The organism is Citrobacter sp. ANG330, from assembly GCF_047467925.1.
GTDB classification, from domain to species: Bacteria; Pseudomonadota; Gammaproteobacteria; order Enterobacterales; family Enterobacteriaceae; genus Citrobacter_A; species Citrobacter_A amalonaticus_G.
On sequence record NZ_JASJUI010000004.1, the window covers coordinates 109,260 to 132,699 of the forward strand.

Sequence of the window (23,440 nt, forward strand, 5' to 3'; positions counted from 1 at the left end):
TCACGATGAGCGTTTATGGAATCCTGGAAAGTTAATCTCATTTCCGTCTGGTTCGGCTGCTTTTTTACCGGTCTGGCAATCAGTCAAATTCTGCCGTTTTTACCGCTGTATATTTCGCAGCTCGGGGTAACCTCCCACGAAGCGCTTTCGATGTGGTCTGGTCTGACGTTCAGCGTCACATTCTTAATCTCGGCGATTGTCTCTCCGCTCTGGGGTAGCCTGGCAGACCGTAAAGGTCGAAAGCTGATGCTGCTGCGCGCCTCACTCGGCATGGCGATTGCGATACTGTTGCAAGCCTTCGCCACCAACGTCTGGCAGCTTTTCCTGCTGCGCGGCATCATGGGCTTAACGTCTGGCTATATTCCTAACGCGATGGCGCTGGTGGCGTCTCAGGTGCCCCGTGAACGTAGCGGATGGGCGCTCAGTACCCTGGCGACCGCGCAAATCAGCGGCGTGATTGGTGGCCCGCTAATGGGTGGTTTTATTGCCGACCATGTGGGGTTACGCCCGGTCTTTTTTATCACCGCGATGTTGTTGGTCGTCAGCTTTCTGGTCACACTCTTTTTGATTAAAGAAGGCGTGCGTCCGTCGCTGAAAAAGAGCGAACGATTGAGTGGGAAAGCCGTCTTTGCATCGCTGCCGTACCCGGCGCTGGTGATCAGTCTGTTTTTTACCACGCTGGTGATTCAGTTATGTAATGGCTCAATCAGCCCGATTCTGGCGCTGTTTATTAAGTCGATGGCTCCGGACAGCAATAATATTGCCTTTTTAAGTGGGTTGATTGCCTCGGTGCCTGGGGTATCGGCGCTGGTATCCGCCCCCCGACTGGGTAAACTTGGGGATCGCATTGGCACCGAAAGGATCCTGATGGCGACGCTAATCTGTGCGGTCGTGCTGTTTTTTGCCATGTCGTGGGTCACGACGCCTTTCCAGCTTGGGGTATTACGTTTTCTGCTTGGCTTCGCCGATGGCGCAATGCTGCCTGCCGTTCAGACGCTGCTGGTTAAATACTCCAGCGACCAAATTACCGGGCGTATTTTTGGTTATAACCAATCGTTTATGTACCTTGGCAATGTCGCTGGCCCGCTGATGGGCGCAACGGTATCCGCAATGGCGGGATTTCGTTGGGTATTTATTGCCACGGCAGTCATTGTGATGATTAACATTTGTCAGTTAGCGCTTGTCCTGCGCCAGCGGCGTAATATGCGTAAGCGGGTGTGAAATGGTAAAAAAAGAAATGACTTAAGTGAAACTGGCCGTTTTTTTATCATAACGTTAGATTATGGTCAGGGGTGACTATTTTATTCCTGACTTTTAATTGTGTATTCTGTTTCCGCAAGAGAAACGTTTCGCTCCCCGTATTCTGTGATTATTTACGCAAAGTCTTTCCTTTCTTATAAAAATACTACTTTAAGACTCTAGGCAGCATGGATTCATAATGATACCGTCAGCTTTCTTTGGATAAGGAAATGCGGTCATGAAAAATCTAATAGCTGAGTTGTTGCTTAAGCTTGCCCAGAAAGAGGAAGAGTCAAAAGAACTCGTTGCTCAGGTAGAAGCATTAGAGATAATCGTTACAGCGATGCTGCGCAATATGGCTCAGAACGAGCAGCAACTGCTGATTCATCAGGTAGAGGATGCACTTGATGGCGTAAAGCCCGATGCCAGCGTTCCGGATAACGATACGGAGTTGCTGCGCCAGTATGTACAGAAGCTGTTGAAGCATCCTCGTTACTAGCTTTAGCCGTTTTACACTGTCATAAACCTGTCATGTCAGAGACTTATAGTCGCTTTGTTTTTATTTTAAGTGTATTTAGTACATGGAGAAAATAAAGTGAAACAAAGCGCTATCGTTCTTGCATTGTTACCTCTGTTGTATATCCCTGCCAGTCATTCAGAAACATCATCAATCTCGGTCATAGACAACCGTGCCGCGCAGGGTGATATTACAAAGCCAGGCGGCGCTCGCCGATTATCAGCCGATCAAACGCAAGCATTGCGCGAATCACTGAATGATAAGCCCGCAAAAAATATTATTTTATTGATTGGCGATGGTATGGGAGATTCAGAGATCACCGCGGCGAGAAATTATGCTGAAGGCGCAGGTGGCTATTTTAAAGGGATTGATGCCTTACCGCTCACGGGACAATACACCCATTATGCGCTGAATAAAAAAACCGGTAAGCCGGATTACGTGACAGATTCAGCGGCGTCGGCAACAGCATGGACCACCGGCGTCAAAACTTATAACGGTGCCCTGGGCGTTGATATTCACGAAAAAGATCATACGACGCTACTGGAAATGGCAAAAGCGGCGGGACTGGCGACAGGTAACGTTTCGACCGCAGAATTGCAGGACGCCACGCCTGCTGCGCTGGTGGCGCACGTGACATCACGCAAATGCTATGGTCCGGGCGTGACGAGCGAAAAATGCCCGACGAATGCACTGGAAAAAGGCGGCAAAGGTTCGATCACTGAACAACTGCTGAATGCCCGTGCGGATGTGACGCTGGGGGGCGGTGCGAAAACGTTCGCCGAGATCGCGACGGCGGGCGAGTGGCAGGGAAAAACGCTGCGTGAACAGGCCGAGGCCCGGGGTTATCAACTGGTCGGTGATGCGGCTTCATTAACGGCGGTTACCGACGCTAATCAGGATAAACCGCTATTGGGGCTTTTCTCTGAAGGTAATATGCCGGTGCGTTGGGAAGGCCCGAAAGCCTCTTACCACGGTAATATTAATAAACCGGCCGTGACCTGTACGCCGAATCCAAAACGCGACGAAAGCGTGCCGACGCTGGCACAAATGACTGACAAAGCCATTGAGTTGCTCAGCAAAAATGAGAAGGGCTTCTTCCTGCAGGTAGAAGGGGCCTCTATTGATAAGCAGGATCACGCCGCCAACCCTTGTGGACAGATTGGCGAGACGGTGGATCTGGACGAAGCCGTACAGCGCGCACTGGCCTTTGCGAAGAAAGAGGGTAACACGCTGGTGATCGTCACCGCCGATCACGCCCACGCCAGCCAGATCGTCGCGCCGGAAACGAAAGCGCCGGGCCTGACCCAGGCATTAAACACCAAAGATGGCGCCGTGATGGTGATCAGTTACGGTAACTCCGAGGAGGAATCGCAGGAGCATACCGGCAGCCAGTTGCGTATTGCGGCCTACGGCCCTCATGCGGCTAATGTGGTCGGACTGACCGATCAAACCGACCTGTTTTATACCATGAAAGCGGCGTTAGGCCTGAAATAATCCAACCCCCGGCAGGATAACTTTTGCTGCCGGGTGGTTTTTTTATCGTTAGCAGCCAGACTTATCTGCATATCTGCGCGTTTCCCCGCGCGAGATAGTCGAGTAAATACTCAAAAAAGGATGGTGCTATGAAAATAACATTACTGGTTACCCTATTATTTGGTTTGATCTTTTTAACGACTGTTGGCGCGGCAGAGAAGACGTTAACGCCACAACAGCAGCGCATGACCACCTGTAATCAACAGGCGACGGCGAAAACGTTGAAAGGAGATGCCCGTAAGGCGTACATGAGCGATTGCCTTAAAAACAGCAAGTCCGCTCCTGATGAAAAAAGTCTGACGCCGCAACAGCAAAAAATGCGCGAATGCAACGTCAAAGCGACGGAACAATCGCTGAAAGGTGACGATCGCAGTAAATTTATGAGTGCCTGCCTGAAGAAAGCGGCGTAGCGCCGACATAGTGCTAACGGGTGAGCAGAGAAAAACGCTCACCCGAAATATCATACTTTCCTCACCCGCCCCGTCTCTATAATTTGGGAAAATTGTTTCAGAATGTTCCCAAAAAATAATGAATGATGAAAACTTTTACAAAAACGCGGTCGAGCTGGATGAAGCCTCTCTTTCATTGCAGAAAAATGACCATCAACGTTCTGGACTGCGATTCGCCCGGCGGTTAAGAGTGCCGCGCGCAGTGGCGCTGGGGGGAATGTTTTTTCCTGTTGCAACTGCGCTGGTCGCAACCCCCGTCTCCGGCGTCTGGTGGTTGTTACTGGTGGGATGGGCGTTTGTCTGGCCTCACCTGGCCTGGCAGATCGCCAGCAGAGCGGTTGATCCGCGGAGTCGGGAATGTGCCAATCTCAAGGCGGATGCGATCCTCGCGGGAATATGGGTCGCTCTGATGGGGGCCAATGCGCTGCCTTCCGCCGCGTTGTTGATGATCACCTGCATGAATCTGATGGGGGCAGGCGGTGTACGACTGTTTGTTGCCGGGCTCGTCCTGATGGTGATCGCTTGTCTGGTCACGCTGCAACTGACGGGCATCTCGCTGGCGATAAGAAGCGCGCCGTTAGAAGTGGGGTTGACGCTGCCGGTCATGGTGATCTACCCGCTGTTATTTTCCTGGATCAGCTATCAGGCTGCGATAAAACTGGCGCAGCACAAGCGCCGGTTACAAGTGATGAGCACCTGTGATGGCATGACGGGGGTTTACAACCGACGACATTGGGAAATCTTACTGCGTAACGAATTTGAGCACAGCCGTCGCCAGCATCGGGATGCCACGCTGCTAATTATCGATATCGACCACTTCAAGAGTATTAACGATACCTGGGGGCATGACGTGGGGGATGAAGCCATTCTGGCGCTGACCCGGCAGTTAAGAATGACCCTGCGCGGGAGCGATATGATCGGCCGTTTTGGCGGTGATGAATTTGCGGTGATTATGTGCAGTACGTCAGCGGAAAGCGCTATCGCAGCGATGTCGCGGGTTCACGAGGGATTACGCGGGTTACGCCTGGCCTGCGCGCCGCAGGTCATTTTACATATCAGCGTTGGCGTTGCACCGTTAACGCCGCAGTTCGGTCACTACCGGGAATGGCTGAAATCAGCCGATCTGGCGCTCTACAAAGCAAAGAAAGCCGGACGTAACCGTACTGAAGTGGCGGCCTGACGTCCGGTTGTTCACTCAGGATTTACTGAGTTTCTCTGACTTCTCCATGCACTTCGCCATCGCTTCAATCACCGCCGCACGAAATCCTCGCTCTTCCAGTACGCGGACCGCTTCAATCGTCGTGCCGCCAGGCGAACAGACCATATCTTTTAATACGCCAGGGTGCTCACCGGTTTCCAGCACCATTTTCGCTGAGCCCATGACCGCCTGAGCCGCAAATTTATAGGCCTGCGCACGCGGCATGCCACCCAGAACGGCCGCATCTGCCATCGCTTCGATAAACATAAAGACATATGCCGGGGCGGAACCACTGACGCCAACCACCGGGTGGATCATCGGCTCGGCAATCACTTCGGCCTCACCAAAGCAGCGGAAAATATTCAGCACGTCTGCGGTATCTTCCGGCGTCACCAGCGCGTTTGGCGTCACTGAGGTCATTCCGGCGTTCACCAGCGACGGGGTGTTCGGCATCGCGCGTACGATTTTCCGGTCGTGCCCCAGTGCGCGGGCGAGTTGATCGAGAGTCACGCCTGCCGCAATCGAGACCACCAGCGAGTCTTTGTTCAGGCTGGAAGTTATCTCGCTGAGCACTTTGATCATAATGCCCGGCTTCACGGCGCCGAAAACGATATCTGCAATCTGGGCCACTTCCTGGGCGGACTGCGCAGCGTTGATCCCGTACTGGTCATGCAGTGCGGCAACTTTATCGGGGGAAGGGGTGTAGACCCAGATCTGGCCTGGAAGCACCTGACCACTGGCAATCAGGCCGCCGAGGATCGCTTTCCCCATATTACCGCAGCCGATAAAACCGATTTTCTTCTCCATCTCGTCACTCCCTATGGGTGATAGTTGTTGTTTTGTCTGATAAAGCCTAGCTTAGCGCGGATTGAAAGACGCATGAAGGATAAACAGCACTTTGCCCCAGCGCAAAAGCACGAGACAATAACCCCTTGCACAAGAAACGGGAGACAGTATGACCATATGGGTGGATGCGGATGCGTGTCCGAACGTCATTAAAGAGATCCTCTATCGTGCCGCCGGGCGTATGCAAATGTCGCTAATTCTGGTGGCGAACCAGAGCCTGCGCGTGCCGCCGTCGCCGTATATCCGCACGCTGCGCGTTCCGGCAGGCTTTGACGTGGCCGACAACGAGATTGTGCGTCAGTGTGAGGCAGGCGATCTGGTCATCACGGCCGACATTCCACTGGCTGCCGAGGTGCTGGCGAAAGGCGGGGCGGCACTTAATCCGCGCGGTGAACGCTACACCGAATCGACCATTCGTGAACGTCTGACGATGCGCGATTTTATGGATACCTTACGCGCCAGCGGGATCCAGACAGGCGGCCCGGACACCCTCTCTGCGCGGGATCGTCAGCATTTTGCGGCGGAGCTGGAAAAATGGTGGCTGGAAGTTCAACGCCGAAAAGCATGATGTAATTTATTTTTTACACTTTCCTCGGTGATATTTCTTGATATAGTAGGGCATGGATTGATATCTCCACTTTTTGTGGAATGAAATCTTTACATTTAACGCCGTACTAGTTTGATGGTATGATTATTTCTTTAATGACATCTGAACCCGCAGCTTTGCGGCTTTCTGGGGAACGCCCACTATGACGCAACCGCTCTATCTTGTTGGCCCGCGCGGCTGTGGAAAAACAACGGTTGGCATGGCGCTGGCGACGGCAATTGGCTGTCGGTTTGTCGATACCGATCAATGGCTGCAGTCGCAGGTACAAATGACCGTGGCGGAAATCGTCGAGCGTGAAGGCTGGTCGGGATTTCGCGCCAGAGAGACGGCTGCACTGGAGGCGGTGACCGCGCCATCGACGGTTATCGCGACCGGCGGGGGGATCATTCTCACGGACTATAACCGTCACTTTATGCGTGATAACGGCATTGTCATTTATTTAAGCGCGCCGGTTCTGACGCTGGTTAATCGTCTTGAGGCGTCGCCTGAAGAAGCGTTGCGCCCGACGCTGACCGGTAAGCCTCTGAGTGAAGAGGTACAGGAGGTGCTACAACAGCGGGACATGCTGTATCGCGAGGCGGCTCATTTCATTATTGATGCAGAAAATTCACCCAGCCAGGTGATTTCTGAAATTCAGCGCAGACTGGCGCATAGCACGCTGCGCAGACAAGGTGGGGTCTATACTTAAACTTCATTCAACAGAAGGAAGCACTATGCCAACCAAACCGCCTTATCCACGCGAAGCGTATATTGTCACCATTGAAAAAGGAGCGCCGGGACAGACGGTCACCTGGTACCAGTTGCGCGCCGATCACCCGAAACCGGATTCGCTCATTAGCGAGCATCCCAGCGCACAAGAAGCGATGGATGCAAAAGTCCGCTACGAAGATCCCGATAAAACCTGATGACTGAATAACTCGGAATGGAATCTGAGTGAGTGTAAATCCTACCAGCATCACACTTTTCACCAATGATCCGTAGTACCTGAAAGCTAACATCAAACAATAACAATCTATTACTGGAGTTATCTGGAATCTTTACACAGCGATTTGTTCTGCGCCTGCTACGCTTTTTTGCATTTGCGAAGGTAAGTGTCGGCAGTGGTGCAGCGCATTTGCCCGGGAATAAACGACGAAGTAAAAAAGAAGGTGGAAAAAATGAGTGCGTCGTTGGCTATCCTCACAATCGGTGTTGTGCCCATGAGTGAAGTGTTACCGCTTCTGACCGAGTACATCGACGAAGAACATATCACCCATCACAGTCTGCTGGGAAAAATGAATCGTGATGACGTTCTGGCAGATTACGCGCTGGAGTCTGGCGAAGACTCACTTTTAACCCTGCTTAACGATAATGAACTGGCGTATGTTTCGCGACAGAAAGTGGAGCGTGACCTGCAAAGCGTCATCGAAGTGCTGGATAACCAGGGCTATGACGTTATTTTATTGATGAGCACCGTGTCGATTGCCAGCATGACAGCCCGTAACAGCATTCTGCTTGAACCTCTGCGCATTATTCCGCCGCTGGTGGCCTCGATTGTTGACGGACATCAGGTGGGGGTCATTGTGCCAGTTGAAGATCTGATGGCCGATCAGGCGGAGAAATGGCAGGTTTTACAGTCGCCGCCGTTATTCTCGCTGGCGAATCCCGTACACGGTACCACCGAGCAGTTGATTGAAGCCGGTAAAGAGCTGCTGGAGCAAGGGGCCGATGTCATTATGCTGGATTCACTTGGTTTTCATCAGCGTCACCGCGATGTTCTGCAAAAATCGCTGGATGTTCCGGTGCTGCTCTCCAACGTGTTGATTGCACGCCTGGCGTCAGAACTGCTGACGTAATTTTGCGTGACAGGCCAAAGGGCTGGCCCCTATATTGGTTGTCAATCTACCAACGAGACAGGGTCTGTTTATGCTTCAAAGTAACGAATACTTTTCCGGCAAAGTGAAATCGATTGGCTTTACGAGCAGCAGTACTGGCCGCGCCAGTGTCGGCGTGATGCTGGAAGGAGAATACACATTTGGTACTGCCGAACCGGAAGAGATGACGGTGGTGAGCGGCGCGCTGAATGTGTTGCTGCCGGATGCTACCGAGTGGAAAGTCTATGCTGCAGGAGAGGTATTCAACGTCCCGGGCCATAGCGAGTTTCATTTACAGGTCGCTGAACCAACCTCTTATCTTTGCCGCTATTTGTAACCGCTAAACGCCGGATGGTGACGCTAGCGCGTCTCATCCGGCCTACGGAGTCGGCAAATTCACTCAGCGCTGCGCTTCGCCGCCTAAACCTTCCACCAGATTCTGAATCAACGCGGCCAGTTCACCGGTCATCAGGATAAAGTCCGCGTCAAAGCGCTGGGCAAAATCTTCCCTGTCGATATCTTCGTTTTGATCGCGCAGTTCATCGCTGAATTTCAGGCGCTTGATCGAAGCGTCATCGCAGATCATAAACTGAATACGCTGCTGCCAGTCGAGCGCCAGCTTGGTTACCACTTTACCGGCTTCAATGTGGACGGCGATCTCATCGCTGACCAGATCCTGTTTTTTCGCCCGAATCACGCCGCCGTCTTCCAGCATTGCTTTCAGTTCGGCTTCGTCAAGTAACTGGAAGCCCTGAGCCACGGTGCCAGAACGCACCCATTCGGTGAGCGTCAGCTCAATCGGGTTTTCCAGTGCCAGCGGAACCACCGGGAGAGATCCGAGGCTCTTACGCAGCAGCGCCAGTGTATCTTCCGCTTTTTTCGCGCTTGCGCAGTCCACCATGATCAACCCGTTCACGGTATCGATCCACATCATGGTCTGACTAAAGCGGCTAAAGGCGCGTGGCAGCAGTGAATGCAGCACTTCATCCTTCAGCGAATCTTTCTCGGTTTTCTTCAGTTTGCGCGCCTGCTCGGCTTCCAGTTTGGCGATCTTCGCTTCCAGCGCCTGTTTGATCACCGGAGAGGGCAGGATCTTCTCTTCTTTACGCGCGCAAATCAAAATCTGGCCGTTGTTAGTATGCGTCAACGCATCGCTGTGCGATCCCATTGGCGGCACCCAGCCCGTCTTTGCCATATCCTGGCTACCGCAAGGGGTAAACGTCATTGAGGCTAGCTGTTTTTCCATCTCCTCGGCACGCAATGAAATATCGCGGCTAAGACGGTAAACCATTAAATTTTTGAACCACAGCATGATAATTTCCACGGCCTTGTCGTTAAATCCAGCGCGTATAGTAACGAATTGTCGGCGGGCTTGCATTGCCATTCCCAAAGCCTCGCTCTACTCTGTTGATATTCCCTAAAAAAAGAGGAACACCGTGTGCGTATTGGTATTGATTTAGGCGGCACCAAAACGGAAGTGATTGCGCTCAGTGAGGCAGGGGAGCAACTGTTCCGCCATCGTCTGCCGACGCCGCGAAACGACTATCAACAAACCATCGAAACCATTGCCACGCTGGTGGCGATGGCGGAGGAGGCCACCGGGCAAACGGGCACGGTGGGGATGGGCATCCCCGGCTCCATTTCGCCTTATACCGGCGTGGTGAAGAATGCCAACTCGACGTGGCTGAATGGAAAACCGTTTGATAAAGACCTCTGCGCGCGTTTGCAACGTGAGGTTCGTCTGGCGAATGACGCGAACTGCCTGGCCGTTTCTGAGGCAGTGGATGGGGCGGCAGCCGGAGCGCAGACCGTTTTTGCGGTGATCATTGGTACAGGCTGCGGCGCGGGCGTGGCGCTCAACGGGCGGGCGCACATCGGCGGCAATGGGACGGCGGGCGAATGGGGACACAACCCTTTACCGTGGATGGATGAAGATGAATTGCGCTATCGCGCTGAAGTGCCTTGTTACTGTGGAAAACAGGGATGTATTGAGACGTTTATTTCCGGCACCGGCTTCGCCACCGATTATTATCGACTGAGTGGCAATTCGCTTAAAGGCAGTGAAATAATCCGCCTGGCGGAGGGACAAAACGCGTTGGCCGAACTGGCGCTCAGCCGCTATGAACGGCGGCTGGCGAAATCGCTGGCCCATGTGGTGAACATTCTCGACCCGGATGTTTTCGTTCTCGGCGGCGGGATGAGCAACATCGATCGCCTGTACAAAACAATTCCACCGTTGATTAAACAGTTTGTGTTCGGTGGTGAGTGCGAAACGCCGGTGCGCCAAGCCCTGCACGGTGATTCCAGCGGCGTGCGCGGCGCCGCGTGGCTGTGGCCGCAGGAATAACGTCTCTCAGGACAGGCCGGCGTTCTCCGGCCTGTCGTCCTGTTATTCCACGGCAAACATCCGATCGAGCTTGCTGTAGCCCAGGCCGTTAATCTTCTTCACCTTGATCTGCACCGGAATCCGTTCTTTCATCGCTTCCACATGGCTAATCACCCCAATGGTTTTGCCGCTGGCGTTGAGCGCATCCAGCGCATCAAGGGCGGTATCCAGTGTTTCACTGTCGAGCGTGCCGAAGCCTTCATCAAGGAACAGCGAGTCAATGCGCGTTTTGTGGCTGACCAGATCGGAGAGCGCCAGCGCCAGCGCCAGACTGACCAGGAAGCTCTCGCCACCGGAAAGGGTACGGGTATCGCGCACGGCGTCGGCCTGCCAGGTATCGACCACCTCCAGTTCCAGCGCTTCACTGGCTTTGCGCTGTAACAGATAACGGCCATGCAGGCGGGTCAACTGGTTATTCGCCAGCCAGACCAGATTATCCAGCGTTAGCCCCTGAGCGAACTTACGGAACTTATCGCCCTCTTTAGAGCCGATCAGTGTATTCAGATATCCCCAGTCCTCAACCTGTTGCATTGCGTCGCTGATTTTCTGCATTAACGCCTGCTGATGTTGGCGGTTATCGCTATCCTGTTTAAGCTGCTGGCGAATCTCGCCCTGACGCGTGGCGTTGTCGCGCACCCGATCGTTAAGCTGTGCCACGGCTTGCTGAATATTTTCGACCGACTGCGTCAGGTCCAGTCCTGCCGGTGGCTGTTGTTGATGCGTCGCCAGCGCCTGGGCTGACTGCGTGGCGAGTGTCTGCGCCTGTTGAAGCTGGTTTTCCAGCGACTGCTTCAGTTGTTCCAGACGCGTGATGGCCTCGTCATCCAGCAGCGCGGCAAGAAACGCTGCCTGATCGACAAACCGACTCTGCGCCAGCGCGGCATCAAACTGCGCCTGCGCGTCGGCGGCGCGCTGAGTCTCCTGCCGCTCCTGTTGTTGTAACGTCTGTAACTGACTCATCAGCGACAGACACTCATCATGAACCTGACGCCAGTTTTCCAGCGATACGCTTTCATCATCCTCAACGTCGATATCTGCGACAGGTAGTGTCTCGAGCAGCGGGGTGAGTTGCGCGATCTGCGCCTGTAACGCCGTCAATTCCGTCTGCCGCTGTTGCCACGTTTGTGCCTCTGCCGCGCGAGCGTCTAACCACGCTTCCTCGCAGCCTTCCTCAGGAAGTGACAACGTATAGCGGCTTAACTGTGCTGTCAGCGTCGCCTGGCGCTGGTCGATTTGCTGGCGGTACTGCGCCACCTGCTGCGCATGGGCGGTAATTTGCGCCTGTAGGTCATGGCGCTGGCTAAGCTGGTAGAGCTGTTGTTCGTGCTCATCCTGTGCCGTCAGCCAGGGTTGAATATCATCCTGCGGTTGTAACGTGATTTTCAGAGCGCCGATCGTGGTCTGCCACTGTTGAGTGAGCGCTTGCTCCTCTTTAGCCAGCGTCTGCGCTTCGCTTTCGTCACGCTGTCGCTGTTGGTTTAACGCTTCCGACTGCCCACGCAAGGCGGCGCCTTCGTCCGCCAGCGCTTTAACCTCTTTTTCTAACGCATCACGCCGTTCCTGATTAACTCCGGGCTCAAGCGCCTGATATGCCGCGACAGCAGGATGAGTGGTTGAACCGCAAAGCGGGCAGGGCTGACCTGCCTGTAACAGTGCACGCTGGTTTTCCAGGTCTTTGATTCGCGCTTCCTGTTCACAAAGGGTTTTAACATCCTGATACTGCTGATGTTTATCTTTATACTGCTGACGTTTTGCCTCCAGCAGGGTATTGAGTCGGGCGAGTTCCTGTTGATTATGCGCCATCGCCGCCTGTAGCTGGCGCAGACGTGTCAGTCGGGGAACAATCTGCCCGTGGAGGGAAAGCAACTGCTGGCGCAGAGGGCGCTGTTTCGCGTGCTGCGCCAGCGCCGTTGTGACCTCATCCGCCGTCAGGTTTAGCGCCACTGGCGGCAGTGCTTCCAGCTTACGGCTATCGTTTATCTGCTGTTGCTGCCATTTTGCCAGTTGCGCCTTATCGCTGACTTGCTGAGCAAAAAGGGCGCGCCATCCTCCTGACTCGTTGCTCCACAGGCGAAAGCGATCGTGTTCGTTTAGCCACTCGTTCAGCGTCTGCTGGGTAGCGAGCAGGGTGGTGGATTGCCGCTCTGCCAGGCGGCGGATGTGATTGCGCAGTGTGAATCTACTCTGTAAGCGAGCATTTACTTCGTTAATCTGCTGACGGGTGCGGAAAACGGTAGCGGATTGCTCCTGAATGCGATCCCATAGCGGGCGCAACGCTCTGGCAGGCTGTGCGAGGCTGAGGGTGGCCAGCTGTGGCTGGGCGTTTTCCAGCGCTTCCTGAGCAGCCCGCTGCGCCAACTGCCGCTGGTTCGCGTCGGCCTGCAATTCGTGTTGTCGCATCAGCCAGTTCAGTCGCTGCTGTTCAGTCTGCTGTTGGGCAAGCAGTTGTTTTTCTTCGTCAGTGAGCGCCTGCAAACTTTCTGTCAGCGTCTGCAACGCCTCTGGCGCTAACAGTGCGACGCCGCTGGCCTGCGCCTGTAATTTTTCCAGTTCGGTACGCGTGATTTTATGCTGCTCAAAAACCTGGGCGGAGATCTGGCCGTAAATTTCCGTACCGGTCAATTCCTCCAGCAGCTCCGCGCGTTCCTTTGGCTTCGCATTGAGGAAGGCGGCGAACTGTCCCTGCGAGAGCAGCATCGAACGGGTAAAACGACCGTAATCCAGCCCGGTCAGTTCTGCCGTCATTTCCAGTTTGTCTTTCACTTTATCGGCAAGGATTTTCCCGTCGGCGCAGCGTGCAAGCTCCACGCGTGGCACCTGCAAATTGCCGTCGGGCTGGTTGCGCGCACGGTTCTGGCACCAGAATGCCCGATACGCTTCCCCTTTCACTTCAAACTCCACTTCCGCCAGGCACTCCGCGGTATCACGGGTCATCAGATCGTTCTGCGATTGCGACACGGTATTCAGGCGCGGCGTCTCGTGGTATAGCGCCAGGCAAATCGCGTCGAGCAGCGTGGTTTTGCCTGCTCCGGTAGGCCCAGTAATGGCAAACAGGCCGTTGCTGGCAAAGGGTTCTACCGTGAAATCGACCTTCCATTCTCCTTTCAGCGAGTTGAGGTTTTTCAGGCGCAGACTGAGAATCTTCATGCCTCATGCTCCCCGGACAGTGTTTGTAGTGTGCGGTGAAAAAGTGATGTCAGGCGTTCGCACTGTGGAGGTTCAAGGGCTTCGAGCGCGAGTCGGCGGGCAAAAACCTCATCCACGCTCAGCTCGCTCAGCGTTTCACGGCGTTCGTTACTCAACATGCGTTCGCGCTGCTCCCGACTGCGGCGAACTAACAGCACCTCAACGGGCAGTGTTTCCGTTAGCGCCTGAATTTTGCGCTGCATATCATGCAGATACTCATCCGTGGTGATTTCGATATCCAGCCAGACCGGAGGGTTCCGATCGCTATCACGCCACTGTTCCAGTTGTTCGGTAATGGCAACGAGATCGCCTTTTAATACTGCCAGTGGTTGGGTGACCGGAACGGTGAGCGCCTCGACGCTGGCTAACTTGCCGTCCTGGAAGTCCACCCGATACACGTATTTGCTTTTGCCGCATTCGTCAAAGCTCAGCGCGAGGGGGGACCCGCAGTAGCGGATATGTTCTGTGCCGCCAATTTTCTGCGCCCGGTGGATGTGGCCCAGGGCGATATAATCGGCAGGCGGGAAATTCTGCGCCGGGAAAGCATCCAGCGTACCAATATAAATGTCACGGACGGCGTCACTTTTGCTGGCGCCCACGGTGGTCAGGTGACCCGTGGCGATAATCGGCAGAGCGCGATCGCCGCGCAGCGCGCAGGCGGCGTCATATTGTTGCTGGTAGTATTCCGTGATGGCCCCCAGCAGATGCTGCTGTTTCTCTGTACCAGAAAGCCCTGCCTGGCTGCTGATAATGTCGCGTGGACGTAAAAACGGCACCGGGCACAGCACCGCGCCAGGTTGGCCGTCGCGACGATTCAGGATTTGGGGAGCATGGCCGGCGCTGGCGACCACTGTAGTATTGAGAAACGCCAGTATTTCTCGAGATTCATTCAGGGTGGCGACGGAGTCATGATTTCCAGCCAACACCACCAGATGACAGCCCGTTTGCTGTAGGTTGACCACAAAACGGTTATAGAGCTCGCGGGCATAGCTTGGCGGTGAGCCGGTATCGAAAATGTCGCCGGCCACGATGATCGCATCCACTTGCTGCTCAACCGCCGTTTCCAGCAGCCAGTCGAGAAAGGCCTGATGTTCAGCGGCGCGGCTTTTGCTGTAAAAATTTTGTCCAAGATGCCAGTCAGAGGTGTGAAGGATGCGCATAACGGTTCCATGGCAAAAAAGCATAAAGGGGATTATAACCATTCGGGGGCTGTAATATCTCGTTTATCGGGTGTCATAAATCAACAACCTAAGGTTAACGTCAGCACGCATTTTCATAAATCTGTCATAAAACTGACGCATAATGACGCCGCATTAAGACTGATGATGACAAGCAACTTATATAACAGGGCAAATCATGGCGAGACGTATTCTGGTCGTAGAAGATGAAGCTCCAATTCGCGAAATGGTCTGTTTCGTGCTTGAGCAAAATGGCTTTCAACCCGTTGAAGCTGAAGATTATGACAGTGCGGTGAACCAGCTTAATGAACCCTGGCCGGATTTGATCCTCCTTGACTGGATGTTGCCCGGCGGTTCTGGTCTACAGTTTATTAAACACCTCAAGCGCGAAGCGATGACCCGGGATATCCCGGTTATGATGCTGACCGCCAGAGGGGAAGAAGAGGATCGGGTGCGCGGCCTGGAAACTGGCGCGGACGACTACATTACCAAACCGTTCTCGCCGAAAGAGCTGGTTGCCCGCATTAAAGCGGTGATGCGCCGGATTTCACCGATGGCGGTGGAAGAGGTTATTGAGATGCAGGGGCTGAGCCTGGATCCGACCTCGCATCGCGTGATGACCGGTGAAAACCCGCTCGATATGGGGCCGACGGAATTTAAACTTCTGCATTTCTTTATGACGCATCCTGAGCGGGTTTACAGCCGTGAACAACTGCTGAATCACGTCTGGGGCACCAATGTCTACGTTGAGGATCGTACCGTCGATGTGCATATTCGCCGTCTGCGCAAGGCGCTGGAAACCAGTGGCCACGATCGGATGGTGCAGACGGTTCGCGGGACTGGGTATCGTTTTTCGACCCGTTTTTGAAAGGCAAGAATAAGAGCCTGGCTCTGAAGGGAGAGTGACCCGTGCTGGAACGGCTGTCATGGAAAAGGCTGGTGCTGGAGCTGATATTTTGCTGTATCCCGGCCTTGATCCTAAGTGCATTTTTGGGTTACCTGCCCTGGTTTTTACTGGCATCGGTAACAGGACTGCTTATCTGGCATTTCTGGAATTTATTGCGCCTCTCATGGTGGCTGTGGGTCGACAGAAGCATGACGCCGCCGCCGGGACGAGGCAGTTGGGAACCGCTATTGTACGGCTTGCATCAGATGCAACTGCGCAATAAAAAGCGCCGTCGCGAGTTGGGCAATCTGATTAAACGCTTTCGCAGCGGAGCAGAGTCGCTGCCCGATGCAGTGGTGTTGACCACCGAAGAGGGTGGGATCTTCTGGTGTAACGGCCTGGCGCAACAGGTGCTGGGTTTACGCTGGCCAGACGACAGCGGACAGAATATCCTGAACCTGCTGCGCTACCCGGAGTTCACGCAGTATCTTAAGCTGCGGGATTTCAGTAGACCGTTAAATCTGGTGCTCAACACCGGCCGGCATCTGGAAATTCGCGTCATGCCGTATACCGATAAGCAATTGCTGATGGTGGCGCGTGATATGACACAGATGCATCAGCTTGAAGGTGCGAGACGCAATTTCTTCGCCAACGTGAGCCACGAGCTGCGTACCCCGCTGACGGTGTTGCAGGGCTATCTTGAGATGATGCACGAGCAGCAACTGGAAGGCGCCACGCGTGAAAAAGCATTGCTGACGATGCGTGACCAGACCTCGCGCATGGAAGGGCTGGTGAAGCAGTTGTTGACGCTGTCGAAAATTGAAGCCGCGCCGGCGCTTTTGCTCAATGAGCAGGTTGATGTTCCGATGATGCTGCACATGGTTGAACGCGAAGCGCAGACGCTCAGCCAGCAGAAGCATACGTTCCACTTTGAGGTGGATAACCAGCTCAAAGTGCTGGGGAATGAAGAACAACTGCGTAGTGCGATGTCGAACCTGGTTTATAACGCGGTAAACCATACGCCAGCGGGAACGCATGTTACCGTGCGCTGGCATCGTGTGCCGCACGGCGCGGAGTTTAGCGTGGAGGATAACGGGCCGGGTATTGCGCCGGAACATATCCCGCGCTTAACGGAGCGTTTTTATCGGGTAGATAAAGCGCGATCGCGACAAACGGGCGGCAGTGGCCTGGGGCTGGCTATCGTAAAACACGCGGTGAATCATCACGAAAGCCGCCTGAATATCGACAGTCAACCGGGCAGAGGGACGCGCTTTAGTTTTGTGCTGCCGGAACGATTAATTGCCAAAAAAAGTGCTTAAAGTACAATCGTAAGGTTTTCTTTCCATAAGCCAGCCAATGCTGGCTTATTTTCTTTGCGGCTAAGATAAGTCTGCTGAATTAATTAACGTCTGGTTGTTTTTTGTTCGCATGATAAGCCAGGACTTTTCCGGATGAATAGTGTTTTATACTGATGTATAATTTGATATCGCTATAATCTTCCAGTTTTTAGATCCCACCTTGCTTTAAAACGTTATAAGCGTTTAAATTGCGCCCCAGATGCTGTCAGACTGACTGTATTCAGGCGGTAAATCGAAAAACTATTCTTTGCTTTCCAGGTTATGGGATATATCCCTCTGGAATGGCTTAAAAAAACCGCTGTTTCTTCCCACAGGGAAAGACAATAAGTCACTTTAATCAACACCACATCCACAGGCCGTAAGCTTTATGACCCATCAGTTAAAATCGCGCGATATCATTGCGCTGGGCTTTATGACTTTTGCGCTGTTCGTCGGCGCAGGGAACATCATCTTTCCTCCAATGGTTGGTTTGCAGGCCGGCGAAAACGTCTGGATAGCGGCTTTCGGCTTTCTGATCACCGCTGTAGGCCTACCGGTGCTGACCGTTATCGCGCTGGCGAAAGTGGGCGGGGGTGTCGATAGTCTGAGCACGCCAATCGGTAAAGTCGCAGGCGTACTGCTGGCGACCGTCTGCTATCTGGCCGTCGGGCCATTATTCGCCACCCCGCGTACTGCGACGGTCTCTTTTGAAGTGGGCATTGCGCCGTTGACCGGCGACTCGACGCTGCCGCTGTTGATCTACAGCGTGGTCTACTTCGCGATTGTCATTCTGGTGTCGCTCTATCCGGGCAAACTGCTGGATACCGTGGGTAACTTCCTGGCGCCACTGAAGATTCTGGCGCTGATTGTGCTCTCCGTTGCGGCCATCATCTGGCCTGCCGGCCCGATCAGCCATGCGATGGAAGCGTACCAGACCGCTGCGTTCTCCAATGGTTTCGTTAACGGTTACCTGACGATGGATACGCTGGGCGCGATGGTCTTTGGTATCGTTATTGTTAACGCGGCGCGTTCTCGCGGCGTGACCGAAGCGCGTCTGTTGACCCGTTATACCGTCTGGGCTGGCCTGATGGCAGGCGTAGGATTAACGCTGCTGTACCTGGCGCTGTTCCGTCTCGGATCTGACAGCGCCACGCTGGTCGATCAGTCGGCGAACGGCGCGGCGATCCTGCATGCCTATGTTCAGCACACCTTTGGCGGTGCGGGCAGCCTGCTGCTGGCGGCGCTGATCTTTATCGCCTGTCTGGTGACGGCGGTCGGTCTGACCTGCGCCTGTGCGGAGTTCTTCGCCCAGTATGTGCCGCTCTCCTACCGCACGCTGGTGTTCATTCTTGGCGGCTTCTCGATGGTGGTGTCCAACCTGGGGCTTAGCCATCTGATTCAGATCTCTATTCCGGTACTGACGGCCATCTACCCGCCATGTATCGCACTGGTTGTATTAAGTTTTACCCGTTCATGGTGGCATAATTCGACCCGCGTTATCGCACCGGCAATGTTTATCAGCCTGATTTTTGGTATCCTTGATGGTATTAAAGCATCGGCAATCGGCGACGTGTTACCGGCCTGGACCCAGCGCCTACCGCTGGCGGAACAAGGTCTGGCGTGGTTAATGCCCACTGTCGTGATGGTGGTCCTGGCGGTTATCTGGGATCGCGCAGCGGGTCGACAGGTGACCTCCAGCGCACACTAAGATTGCGGGAAAAGTGTTTTAACCACGGGGCTATTACTGGCCCCGTGGTTTTTTATTGTGTTGATGGGTTAGGAATCGATGGAAAGTAATAACAAGCTGAAGCGTGGGCTAAGCACCCGACACATTCGCTTTATGGCCCTGGGCTCAGCCATTGGCACCGGGCTGTTTTATGGCTCTGCGGATGCCATCAAAATGGCCGGGCCGAGCGTGCTGCTGGCCTACATCATTGGCGGCGTGGCGGCCTATATCATTATGCGCGCGTTGGGGGAAATGTCGGTACACAACCCTTCCGCCAGTTCATTTTCGCGCTATGCGCAGGAAAACCTCGGCCCACTCGCGGGTTACATCACCGGCTGGACCTACTGCTTTGAAATCCTGATTGTCGCTATTGCTGACGTGACCGCATTCGGTATCTATATGGGCGTCTGGTTCCCGACGGTGCCGCACTGGATCTGGGTGCTCAGCGTGGTGCTGATCATCTGTGCCATCAACCTGATGAGCGTGAAAGTATTTGGTGAGCTGGAATTCTGGTTCTCCTTTTTTAAAGTCGCCACCATCATCATCATGATTGTGGCAGGCTTCGGGATCATCATCTGGGGGATTGGCAACGGCGGGCAACCGACCGGGATCCATAACCTGTGGAGTAACGGCGGTTTCTTCAGCAACGGCTGGCTGGGGATGGTGATGTCGCTGCAGATGGTGATGTTTGCCTACGGCGGTATTGAAATCATCGGTATCACTGCCGGTGAAGCGAAAGATCCGGAAAAATCTATTCCACGCGCCATTAACTCGGTGCCAATGCGTATTCTGGTGTTCTACGTAGGGACGCTGTTCGTCATTATGTCTATCTACCCGTGGAACCAGGTGGGAACCGACGGTAGCCCGTTTGTGCTGACCTTCCAGCATCTCGGTATTACCTTTGCCGCCAGTATTCTCAACTTTGTGGTACTCACCGCGTCACTGTCAGCAATCAACTCTGACGTCTTTGGCGTCGGTCGTATGCTGCACGGGATGGCGGAGCAGGGGAGTGCGCCGAAAGTGTTCGCCAAAACCTCGCGTCGGGGGATCCCGTGGGTCACGGTTATGGTGATGACTATCGCGCTGCTGTTTGCGGTGTATCTGAACTACATCATGCCGGAGAACGTCTTCCTGGTGATTGCTTCGCTGGCAACCTTCGCGACGGTCTGGGTGTGGATTATGATCCTGCTGTCGCAAATCGCTTTCCGTCGTCGTCTGCCGCCGGAAGAGGTGAAAGCGCTGAAGTTTAAAGTACCGGGCGGTGTGGCAACGACCATTGCGGGCCTGATTTTTCTCGTCTTTATCATCGGGCTGATTGGCTATCATCCTGATACCCGCATCTCGCTGTATGTGGGGTGTGGCTGGATTGTTCTGCTGATGATTGGCTGGATTTTCAAACGCCGCCACGATCGCCAGATGGCGCAAGTGCAGTAATGTTGTACCGGGTGGCGCGAATGCCATCCGGTCATTTCTCCTCCCCCGAACTCCTCCCCCAATTAACCGTCAGATGATGAGTTATCCTGTAAATCGCTATGGCAAGGTGAGCTCATTTTCATCAAAGGGGATACGTGATGTTGAACGCCTGGCACCTACCGGTTGCCCCATTTGTTAAGCAAAACAAAGACCAACTGACCATTACGCTCTGGCTGACCGGAGAGAATCTGCCGCAGCGGGTCACGCTACGTGCGGAGAACGACAACGAAGAAACTACGCTGGTGATGCACAAACGGCGTACGCAGCCATCGCCGGGTGTGACCGCCTGGCGTGCGGTGATTGATCTTCGTAGTGGGCAACCGCGTCGACGCTACAGTTTCAAGCTGCTCTGGCACGATCGTCAGTTGTGGTTCACACCGCTTGGGTTCAGCCGTTTTCCTCCCGCGCGTCTGGAGCAATTTGCCGTGGATGCGCCAGACAGCGGACCGCAGTGGGTAGCCGATCAGGTTTTCTACCAAATCTTTCCTGACCGTTTTGCCCGCAGTTCGTCACGCGACGCACAGCAGGATAAGGTCTATTACCATCACGCCGCCGGGCAGGAGATTGTGCTGCGTGACTGGGACGAACCGGTGACCGCACAGGCCGGTGGATCCACGTTTTATGGCGGCGACCTCGACGGTATCAGTGAAAAACTGCCTTACCTGAAAAAACTGGGCGTCACCGCGCTGTACCTGAATCCGGTGTTCACTGCTCCGAGTGTGCATAAATACGACACCGAAGATTATCGCCATGTTGATCCGCAGTTTGGCGGCGATCACGCGTTACTGCGTCTGCGCGAGAAAACGCAGCAGCAGGGAATGCGGCTGGTGCTGGACGGCGTGTTTAACCACAGCGGCGATTCTCATGCCTGGTTTGACTGCCACAACCGCGGCACCGGCGGCGCGTGCCATAACCCAGAATCGCCCTGGCGCGACTGGTACAGCTTTTCTCCAGACGGCGTTGCGCTGGACTGGCTGGGTTACCCCAGTCTGCCAAAACTGGATTATCAGTCCGAAAGTCTGGTCAATGAAATCTATCGCGGTGAAGACAGCGTCGTGCGTCACTGGCTGAAAGCGCCGTGGAACATGGATGGCTGGCGGCTTGATGTGGTGCATATGCTGGGAGAAGCGGGCGGTGCGCGCAATAACCTTCAGCATGTCGCCGGGATCACCCAGGCGGCAAAGGAAACGCAGCCAGAAGCCTACGTCTTTGGTGAACACTTTGGTGATGCGCGACAGTGGCTGCAGGCGGATGCAGAAGATGCGGCGATGAACTACCGGGGCTTCACCTTTCCGCTATGGGGGTTTCTGGCCAATACCGATATCTCGTATGACCCGCAACAGATTGACGCGCAAACCTGTATGGCGTGGATGGAAAATTACCGCGCCGGACTTTCGCATCAGCAGCAACTGAGGATGTTCAACCAGCTCGACAGCCACGATACCGCCCGTTTCAAATCGCTGTTGGGCAAAGATGTTGCCCGCCTGCCGCTGGCGGTGGTCTGGTTGTTTAGCTGGCCCGGCGTGCCCTGTATCTATTACGGCGATGAGGTGGGACTGGATGGCAATAACGATCCCTTCTGTCGCAAGACGTTCCCCTGGCAGGCAGAAAAACAGGATGCCACATTGCTTGCCCTGTATCAGAGAATGGCAAAGCTGAGGCATAGCATTGCGGCGCTGCGCTACGGTGGGTGCCAGGTGGTCTATGCGGAAGATAACGTGGTGGTGTTCTTGCGCGTCTACCAGCAGCAGCGCGTGCTGGTAGCCATTAACCGCGGTGAAGCCTGTGAAGTGGTGCTCCCGGCGTCACCGCTGCTGAACGTAACAGAATGGCGTTGTAAAGAAGGAAAAGGGCAGAGGGTTGAGGACGTCCTGTCGCTGCCGGCGATTTCTGCCACCCTCTGGCTGAATCACTGATACAACTGCGCGATGTCGCGGCTGGCAAGCAGCGTTTCCCGCCACCAGTGTTGCGCCAGCCCGTGGTTGCCATCGCGCCAGGCCATATAAGCGACATCTTTTTCGCGAAAAGAGATGACGCTTTTTTCGACCAGTTCGCCCGTGGCAAGCCACGGGCTGGCGATATGCCGCGGAAGAAACCCGCAGCCCATCCCGGCGCGCAGCAGCGCCACTTTACTATGAAAATCATCGACATGAATCTGCGGCTGTTCTTCCATCAGGTTGGTTTGCAGCGGATGGCAAAAACGCGCGCTGTCGCTGATGACAATGGCGCGGTGCAGGCAGAGTTGTTCATTCGTCAATCTGTCAGAGAATGCGGCCAGCGGATGATTGGGGGCCACGACAAAAACATTATCCAGAGTGCCTAACATTTTGTAGGACCACGCCGCAGACGTCGGCGGTTCGTTAATCGCGCCAAGAATGATATCCGCGCCATTATGCGTGAGTTCTTCCCATGACCCGGCCAGCGTGTGATACGAAAATTTAAGCAGCGTTTGTTTGTTCAGCGCGTGGAAGGCCTCAATATGGGGTAACAGTACCTCAAAGGGGAAGGAGACATCCAGCGCAATGACCAGCTCTTTCTCCCAGCCGGAGCTCAGCTGCAGCGCCTGCTTTTCCAGATCTTTGGCTGCGCTCAGCAACAAACGCCCCTTTTCCAGCATCATCAGTCCGGTATCGGTGAATTTTGCCCGATGCCCGGAGCGGTCAAGCAGTTCGATATTGAGATCTTTTTCCAGCTTTTGAATCATATAGCTGAGCGCCGCGGGAGTTTTAAACAACGATTCGGCTGCGGCGGCAAAAGTACCGTATTTATCGATTGCGTCCAGAATAAGCAGAACGTCCAGATTAATGCGCATAAGCTGAAAATATCCCTGAATGAAAACCCCTCTGTTGTACCGAATAGCGATAAACAAAACCAGTGAAGAAATTAGACGGAAGAACCGCATTTTTTTGAAGGTGCCAGAATATATCGCCGGAAAAGGCTTATTCCACGCGCTGGTCAGTTTTCTTTAATAAGTCGTATACTAAACAGGCTTTCTGATTCAGGATTTGATGGCTGACGGCGGATAC

The 23,440-nt window shown here is 54.3% G+C and carries 21 protein-coding genes; 16 read left to right on the top strand and 5 right to left on the bottom strand.

Annotation, left to right across the window (positions count from 1 at the left end):
- Positions 1–15: 15 nt before the first annotated feature.
- The 5 genes from QNN88_RS11315 (at position 16) to adrA (ending at position 4,918) form a co-directional block, all read left to right on the top strand.
- Positions 16–1,221 carry a multidrug efflux MFS transporter gene (locus QNN88_RS11315; protein WP_414240314.1) on the top strand — a complete coding sequence of 402 codons (1,206 nt, stop codon included), beginning with the start codon at positions 16–18 and terminating at the stop codon, positions 1,219–1,221.
- 256 nt (positions 1,222–1,477) lie between these two features.
- A complete protein-coding gene (iraP, locus tag QNN88_RS11320) occupies positions 1,478–1,738 on the top strand; it encodes an anti-adapter protein IraP (RefSeq protein ID WP_414240315.1) in 261 nt (86 codons plus the stop codon).
- Positions 1,739–1,834: 96 nt separating this feature from the next.
- Positions 1,835–3,250 (top strand): alkaline phosphatase, encoded by a 1,416-nt coding sequence (gene phoA / locus QNN88_RS11325; protein ID WP_414240316.1) that lies wholly within the window; start codon positions 1,835–1,837, stop codon positions 3,248–3,250.
- Positions 3,251–3,378: 128 nt separating this feature from the next.
- Positions 3,379–3,699: a phosphate starvation-inducible protein PsiF gene (gene psiF / locus QNN88_RS11330; protein WP_414240317.1), complete on the top strand. Its 321-nt coding sequence runs from the start codon at positions 3,379–3,381 to the stop codon at positions 3,697–3,699.
- Between the two features lie 118 nt (positions 3,700–3,817).
- Positions 3,818–4,918 (top strand): diguanylate cyclase AdrA, encoded by a 1,101-nt coding sequence (gene adrA, locus QNN88_RS11335; protein WP_414240318.1) that lies wholly within the window; start codon positions 3,818–3,820, stop codon positions 4,916–4,918.
- Positions 4,919–4,933: 15 nt separating this feature from the next.
- Here the strand turns inward: adrA and proC are convergent, their stop codons facing one another.
- Positions 4,934–5,743 carry a pyrroline-5-carboxylate reductase gene (gene proC / locus QNN88_RS11340; RefSeq protein ID WP_414240319.1) on the bottom strand — a complete coding sequence of 270 codons (810 nt, stop codon included), beginning with the start codon at positions 5,741–5,743 and terminating at the stop codon, positions 4,934–4,936.
- A 148-nt stretch (positions 5,744–5,891) separates the two neighbouring features.
- Between proC and QNN88_RS11345 the strand changes: the two genes are divergently transcribed.
- The 5 genes from QNN88_RS11345 to ppnP all read left to right on the top strand — a co-directional run bounded on the left by QNN88_RS11345 (position 5,892) and on the right by ppnP (position 8,579).
- Complete coding sequence (locus tag QNN88_RS11345) at positions 5,892–6,350, top strand: YaiI/YqxD family protein (protein ID WP_414240320.1); 459 nt, start codon at positions 5,892–5,894, stop codon at positions 6,348–6,350.
- Between the two features lie 181 nt (positions 6,351–6,531).
- Entirely contained in the window at positions 6,532–7,077 is a 546-nt protein-coding gene (aroL, locus tag QNN88_RS11350) for a shikimate kinase AroL (protein ID WP_414240321.1), read from the top strand.
- A 25-nt stretch (positions 7,078–7,102) separates the two neighbouring features.
- A complete protein-coding gene (gene yaiA, locus QNN88_RS11355) occupies positions 7,103–7,294 on the top strand; it encodes a protein YaiA (RefSeq protein WP_414240322.1) in 192 nt (63 codons plus the stop codon).
- Positions 7,295–7,546: 252 nt separating this feature from the next.
- Positions 7,547–8,224, top strand: coding sequence for an AroM family protein (locus QNN88_RS11360; RefSeq protein ID WP_414240323.1), 678 nt, complete (start codon positions 7,547–7,549; stop codon positions 8,222–8,224).
- Between the two features lie 70 nt (positions 8,225–8,294).
- A complete protein-coding gene (ppnP, locus tag QNN88_RS11365) occupies positions 8,295–8,579 on the top strand; it encodes a pyrimidine/purine nucleoside phosphorylase (protein WP_046476127.1) in 285 nt (94 codons plus the stop codon).
- Between the two features lie 63 nt (positions 8,580–8,642).
- On the opposite strand, the gene rdgC is transcribed toward ppnP, so the two are convergent.
- The gene (gene rdgC, locus QNN88_RS11370; RefSeq protein ID WP_044259030.1) at positions 8,643–9,554 is read right to left on the bottom strand and encodes a recombination-associated protein RdgC; all 912 of its coding nucleotides are present in this window, start codon (positions 9,552–9,554) and stop codon (positions 8,643–8,645) included.
- A gap of 126 nt (positions 9,555–9,680) precedes the next feature.
- On the opposite strand from rdgC, the gene mak reads away from it, so the two are divergent.
- The gene (mak, locus tag QNN88_RS11375; protein WP_414240324.1) at positions 9,681–10,589 is read left to right on the top strand and encodes a fructokinase; all 909 of its coding nucleotides are present in this window, start codon (positions 9,681–9,683) and stop codon (positions 10,587–10,589) included.
- Positions 10,590–10,631: 42 nt separating this feature from the next.
- Here mak and sbcC read toward each other — a convergent pair whose 3' ends face one another.
- Positions 10,632–13,775 carry an exonuclease subunit SbcC gene (sbcC, locus tag QNN88_RS11380; RefSeq protein WP_414240325.1) on the bottom strand — a complete coding sequence of 1,048 codons (3,144 nt, stop codon included), beginning with the start codon at positions 13,773–13,775 and terminating at the stop codon, positions 10,632–10,634.
- On the bottom strand, positions 13,772–14,974 hold the full coding sequence (gene sbcD, locus QNN88_RS11385) for an exonuclease subunit SbcD (protein WP_414240326.1): 1,203 nt from the start codon (positions 14,972–14,974) through the stop codon (positions 13,772–13,774). Before sbcD ends, sbcC begins: the two co-directional genes overlap by 4 nt.
- Positions 14,975–15,170: 196 nt before the next feature.
- On the opposite strand from sbcD, the gene phoB reads away from it, so the two are divergent.
- The 5 genes from phoB to malZ all read left to right on the top strand — a co-directional run bounded on the left by phoB (position 15,171) and on the right by malZ (position 22,330).
- Positions 15,171–15,860 carry a phosphate response regulator transcription factor PhoB gene (gene phoB / locus QNN88_RS11390; protein WP_042286011.1) on the top strand — a complete coding sequence of 230 codons (690 nt, stop codon included), beginning with the start codon at positions 15,171–15,173 and terminating at the stop codon, positions 15,858–15,860.
- A gap of 41 nt (positions 15,861–15,901) precedes the next feature.
- Positions 15,902–17,197 (top strand): phosphate regulon sensor histidine kinase PhoR, encoded by a 1,296-nt coding sequence (phoR, locus tag QNN88_RS11395; protein WP_414240327.1) that lies wholly within the window; start codon positions 15,902–15,904, stop codon positions 17,195–17,197.
- 406 nt (positions 17,198–17,603) lie between these two features.
- Positions 17,604–18,923 (top strand): branched-chain amino acid transporter carrier protein BrnQ, encoded by a 1,320-nt coding sequence (gene brnQ, locus QNN88_RS11400; RefSeq protein WP_414240328.1) that lies wholly within the window; start codon positions 17,604–17,606, stop codon positions 18,921–18,923.
- 78 nt (positions 18,924–19,001) lie between these two features.
- The gene (proY, locus tag QNN88_RS11405; protein WP_414240329.1) at positions 19,002–20,375 is read left to right on the top strand and encodes a proline-specific permease ProY; all 1,374 of its coding nucleotides are present in this window, start codon (positions 19,002–19,004) and stop codon (positions 20,373–20,375) included.
- Between the two features lie 137 nt (positions 20,376–20,512).
- Positions 20,513–22,330 carry a maltodextrin glucosidase gene (malZ, locus tag QNN88_RS11410; protein WP_414240330.1) on the top strand — a complete coding sequence of 606 codons (1,818 nt, stop codon included), beginning with the start codon at positions 20,513–20,515 and terminating at the stop codon, positions 22,328–22,330.
- On the opposite strand, the gene QNN88_RS11415 is transcribed toward malZ, so the two are convergent.
- A complete protein-coding gene (locus QNN88_RS11415) occupies positions 22,324–23,226 on the bottom strand; it encodes a LysR family transcriptional regulator (protein ID WP_414240331.1) in 903 nt (300 codons plus the stop codon). The genes malZ and QNN88_RS11415 overlap by 7 nt on opposite strands.
- Positions 23,227–23,440: the final 214 nt, after the last annotated feature.

Coding starts and splice junctions, on each gene's coding strand:
- QNN88_RS11315 (WP_414240314.1), top strand. CDS start 16: ATGGAATCCTGGAAAGTTAATCTCATTTCCGTCTGGTTCGGCTGCTTT.
- iraP (WP_414240315.1), top strand. CDS start 1,478: ATGAAAAATCTAATAGCTGAGTTGTTGCTTAAGCTTGCCCAGAAAGAG.
- psiF (WP_414240317.1), top strand. CDS start 3,379: ATGAAAATAACATTACTGGTTACCCTATTATTTGGTTTGATCTTTTTA.
- adrA (WP_414240318.1), top strand. CDS start 3,818: ATGAATGATGAAAACTTTTACAAAAACGCGGTCGAGCTGGATGAAGCC.
- proC (WP_414240319.1), bottom strand. CDS start 5,743: ATGGAGAAGAAAATCGGTTTTATCGGCTGCGGTAATATGGGGAAAGCG.
- QNN88_RS11345 (WP_414240320.1), top strand. CDS start 5,892: ATGACCATATGGGTGGATGCGGATGCGTGTCCGAACGTCATTAAAGAG.
- aroL (WP_414240321.1), top strand. CDS start 6,532: ATGACGCAACCGCTCTATCTTGTTGGCCCGCGCGGCTGTGGAAAAACA.
- yaiA (WP_414240322.1), top strand. CDS start 7,103: ATGCCAACCAAACCGCCTTATCCACGCGAAGCGTATATTGTCACCATT.
- QNN88_RS11360 (WP_414240323.1), top strand. CDS start 7,547: ATGAGTGCGTCGTTGGCTATCCTCACAATCGGTGTTGTGCCCATGAGT.
- ppnP (WP_046476127.1), top strand. CDS start 8,295: ATGCTTCAAAGTAACGAATACTTTTCCGGCAAAGTGAAATCGATTGGC.
- rdgC (WP_044259030.1), bottom strand. CDS start 9,554: ATGCTGTGGTTCAAAAATTTAATGGTTTACCGTCTTAGCCGCGATATT.
- sbcC (WP_414240325.1), bottom strand. CDS start 13,775: ATGAAGATTCTCAGTCTGCGCCTGAAAAACCTCAACTCGCTGAAAGGA.
- sbcD (WP_414240326.1), bottom strand. CDS start 14,974: ATGCGCATCCTTCACACCTCTGACTGGCATCTTGGACAAAATTTTTAC.
- phoB (WP_042286011.1), top strand. CDS start 15,171: ATGGCGAGACGTATTCTGGTCGTAGAAGATGAAGCTCCAATTCGCGAA.
- brnQ (WP_414240328.1), top strand. CDS start 17,604: ATGACCCATCAGTTAAAATCGCGCGATATCATTGCGCTGGGCTTTATG.
- proY (WP_414240329.1), top strand. CDS start 19,002: ATGGAAAGTAATAACAAGCTGAAGCGTGGGCTAAGCACCCGACACATT.
- malZ (WP_414240330.1), top strand. CDS start 20,513: ATGTTGAACGCCTGGCACCTACCGGTTGCCCCATTTGTTAAGCAAAAC.
- QNN88_RS11415 (WP_414240331.1), bottom strand. CDS start 23,226: ATGCGCATTAATCTGGACGTTCTGCTTATTCTGGACGCAATCGATAAA.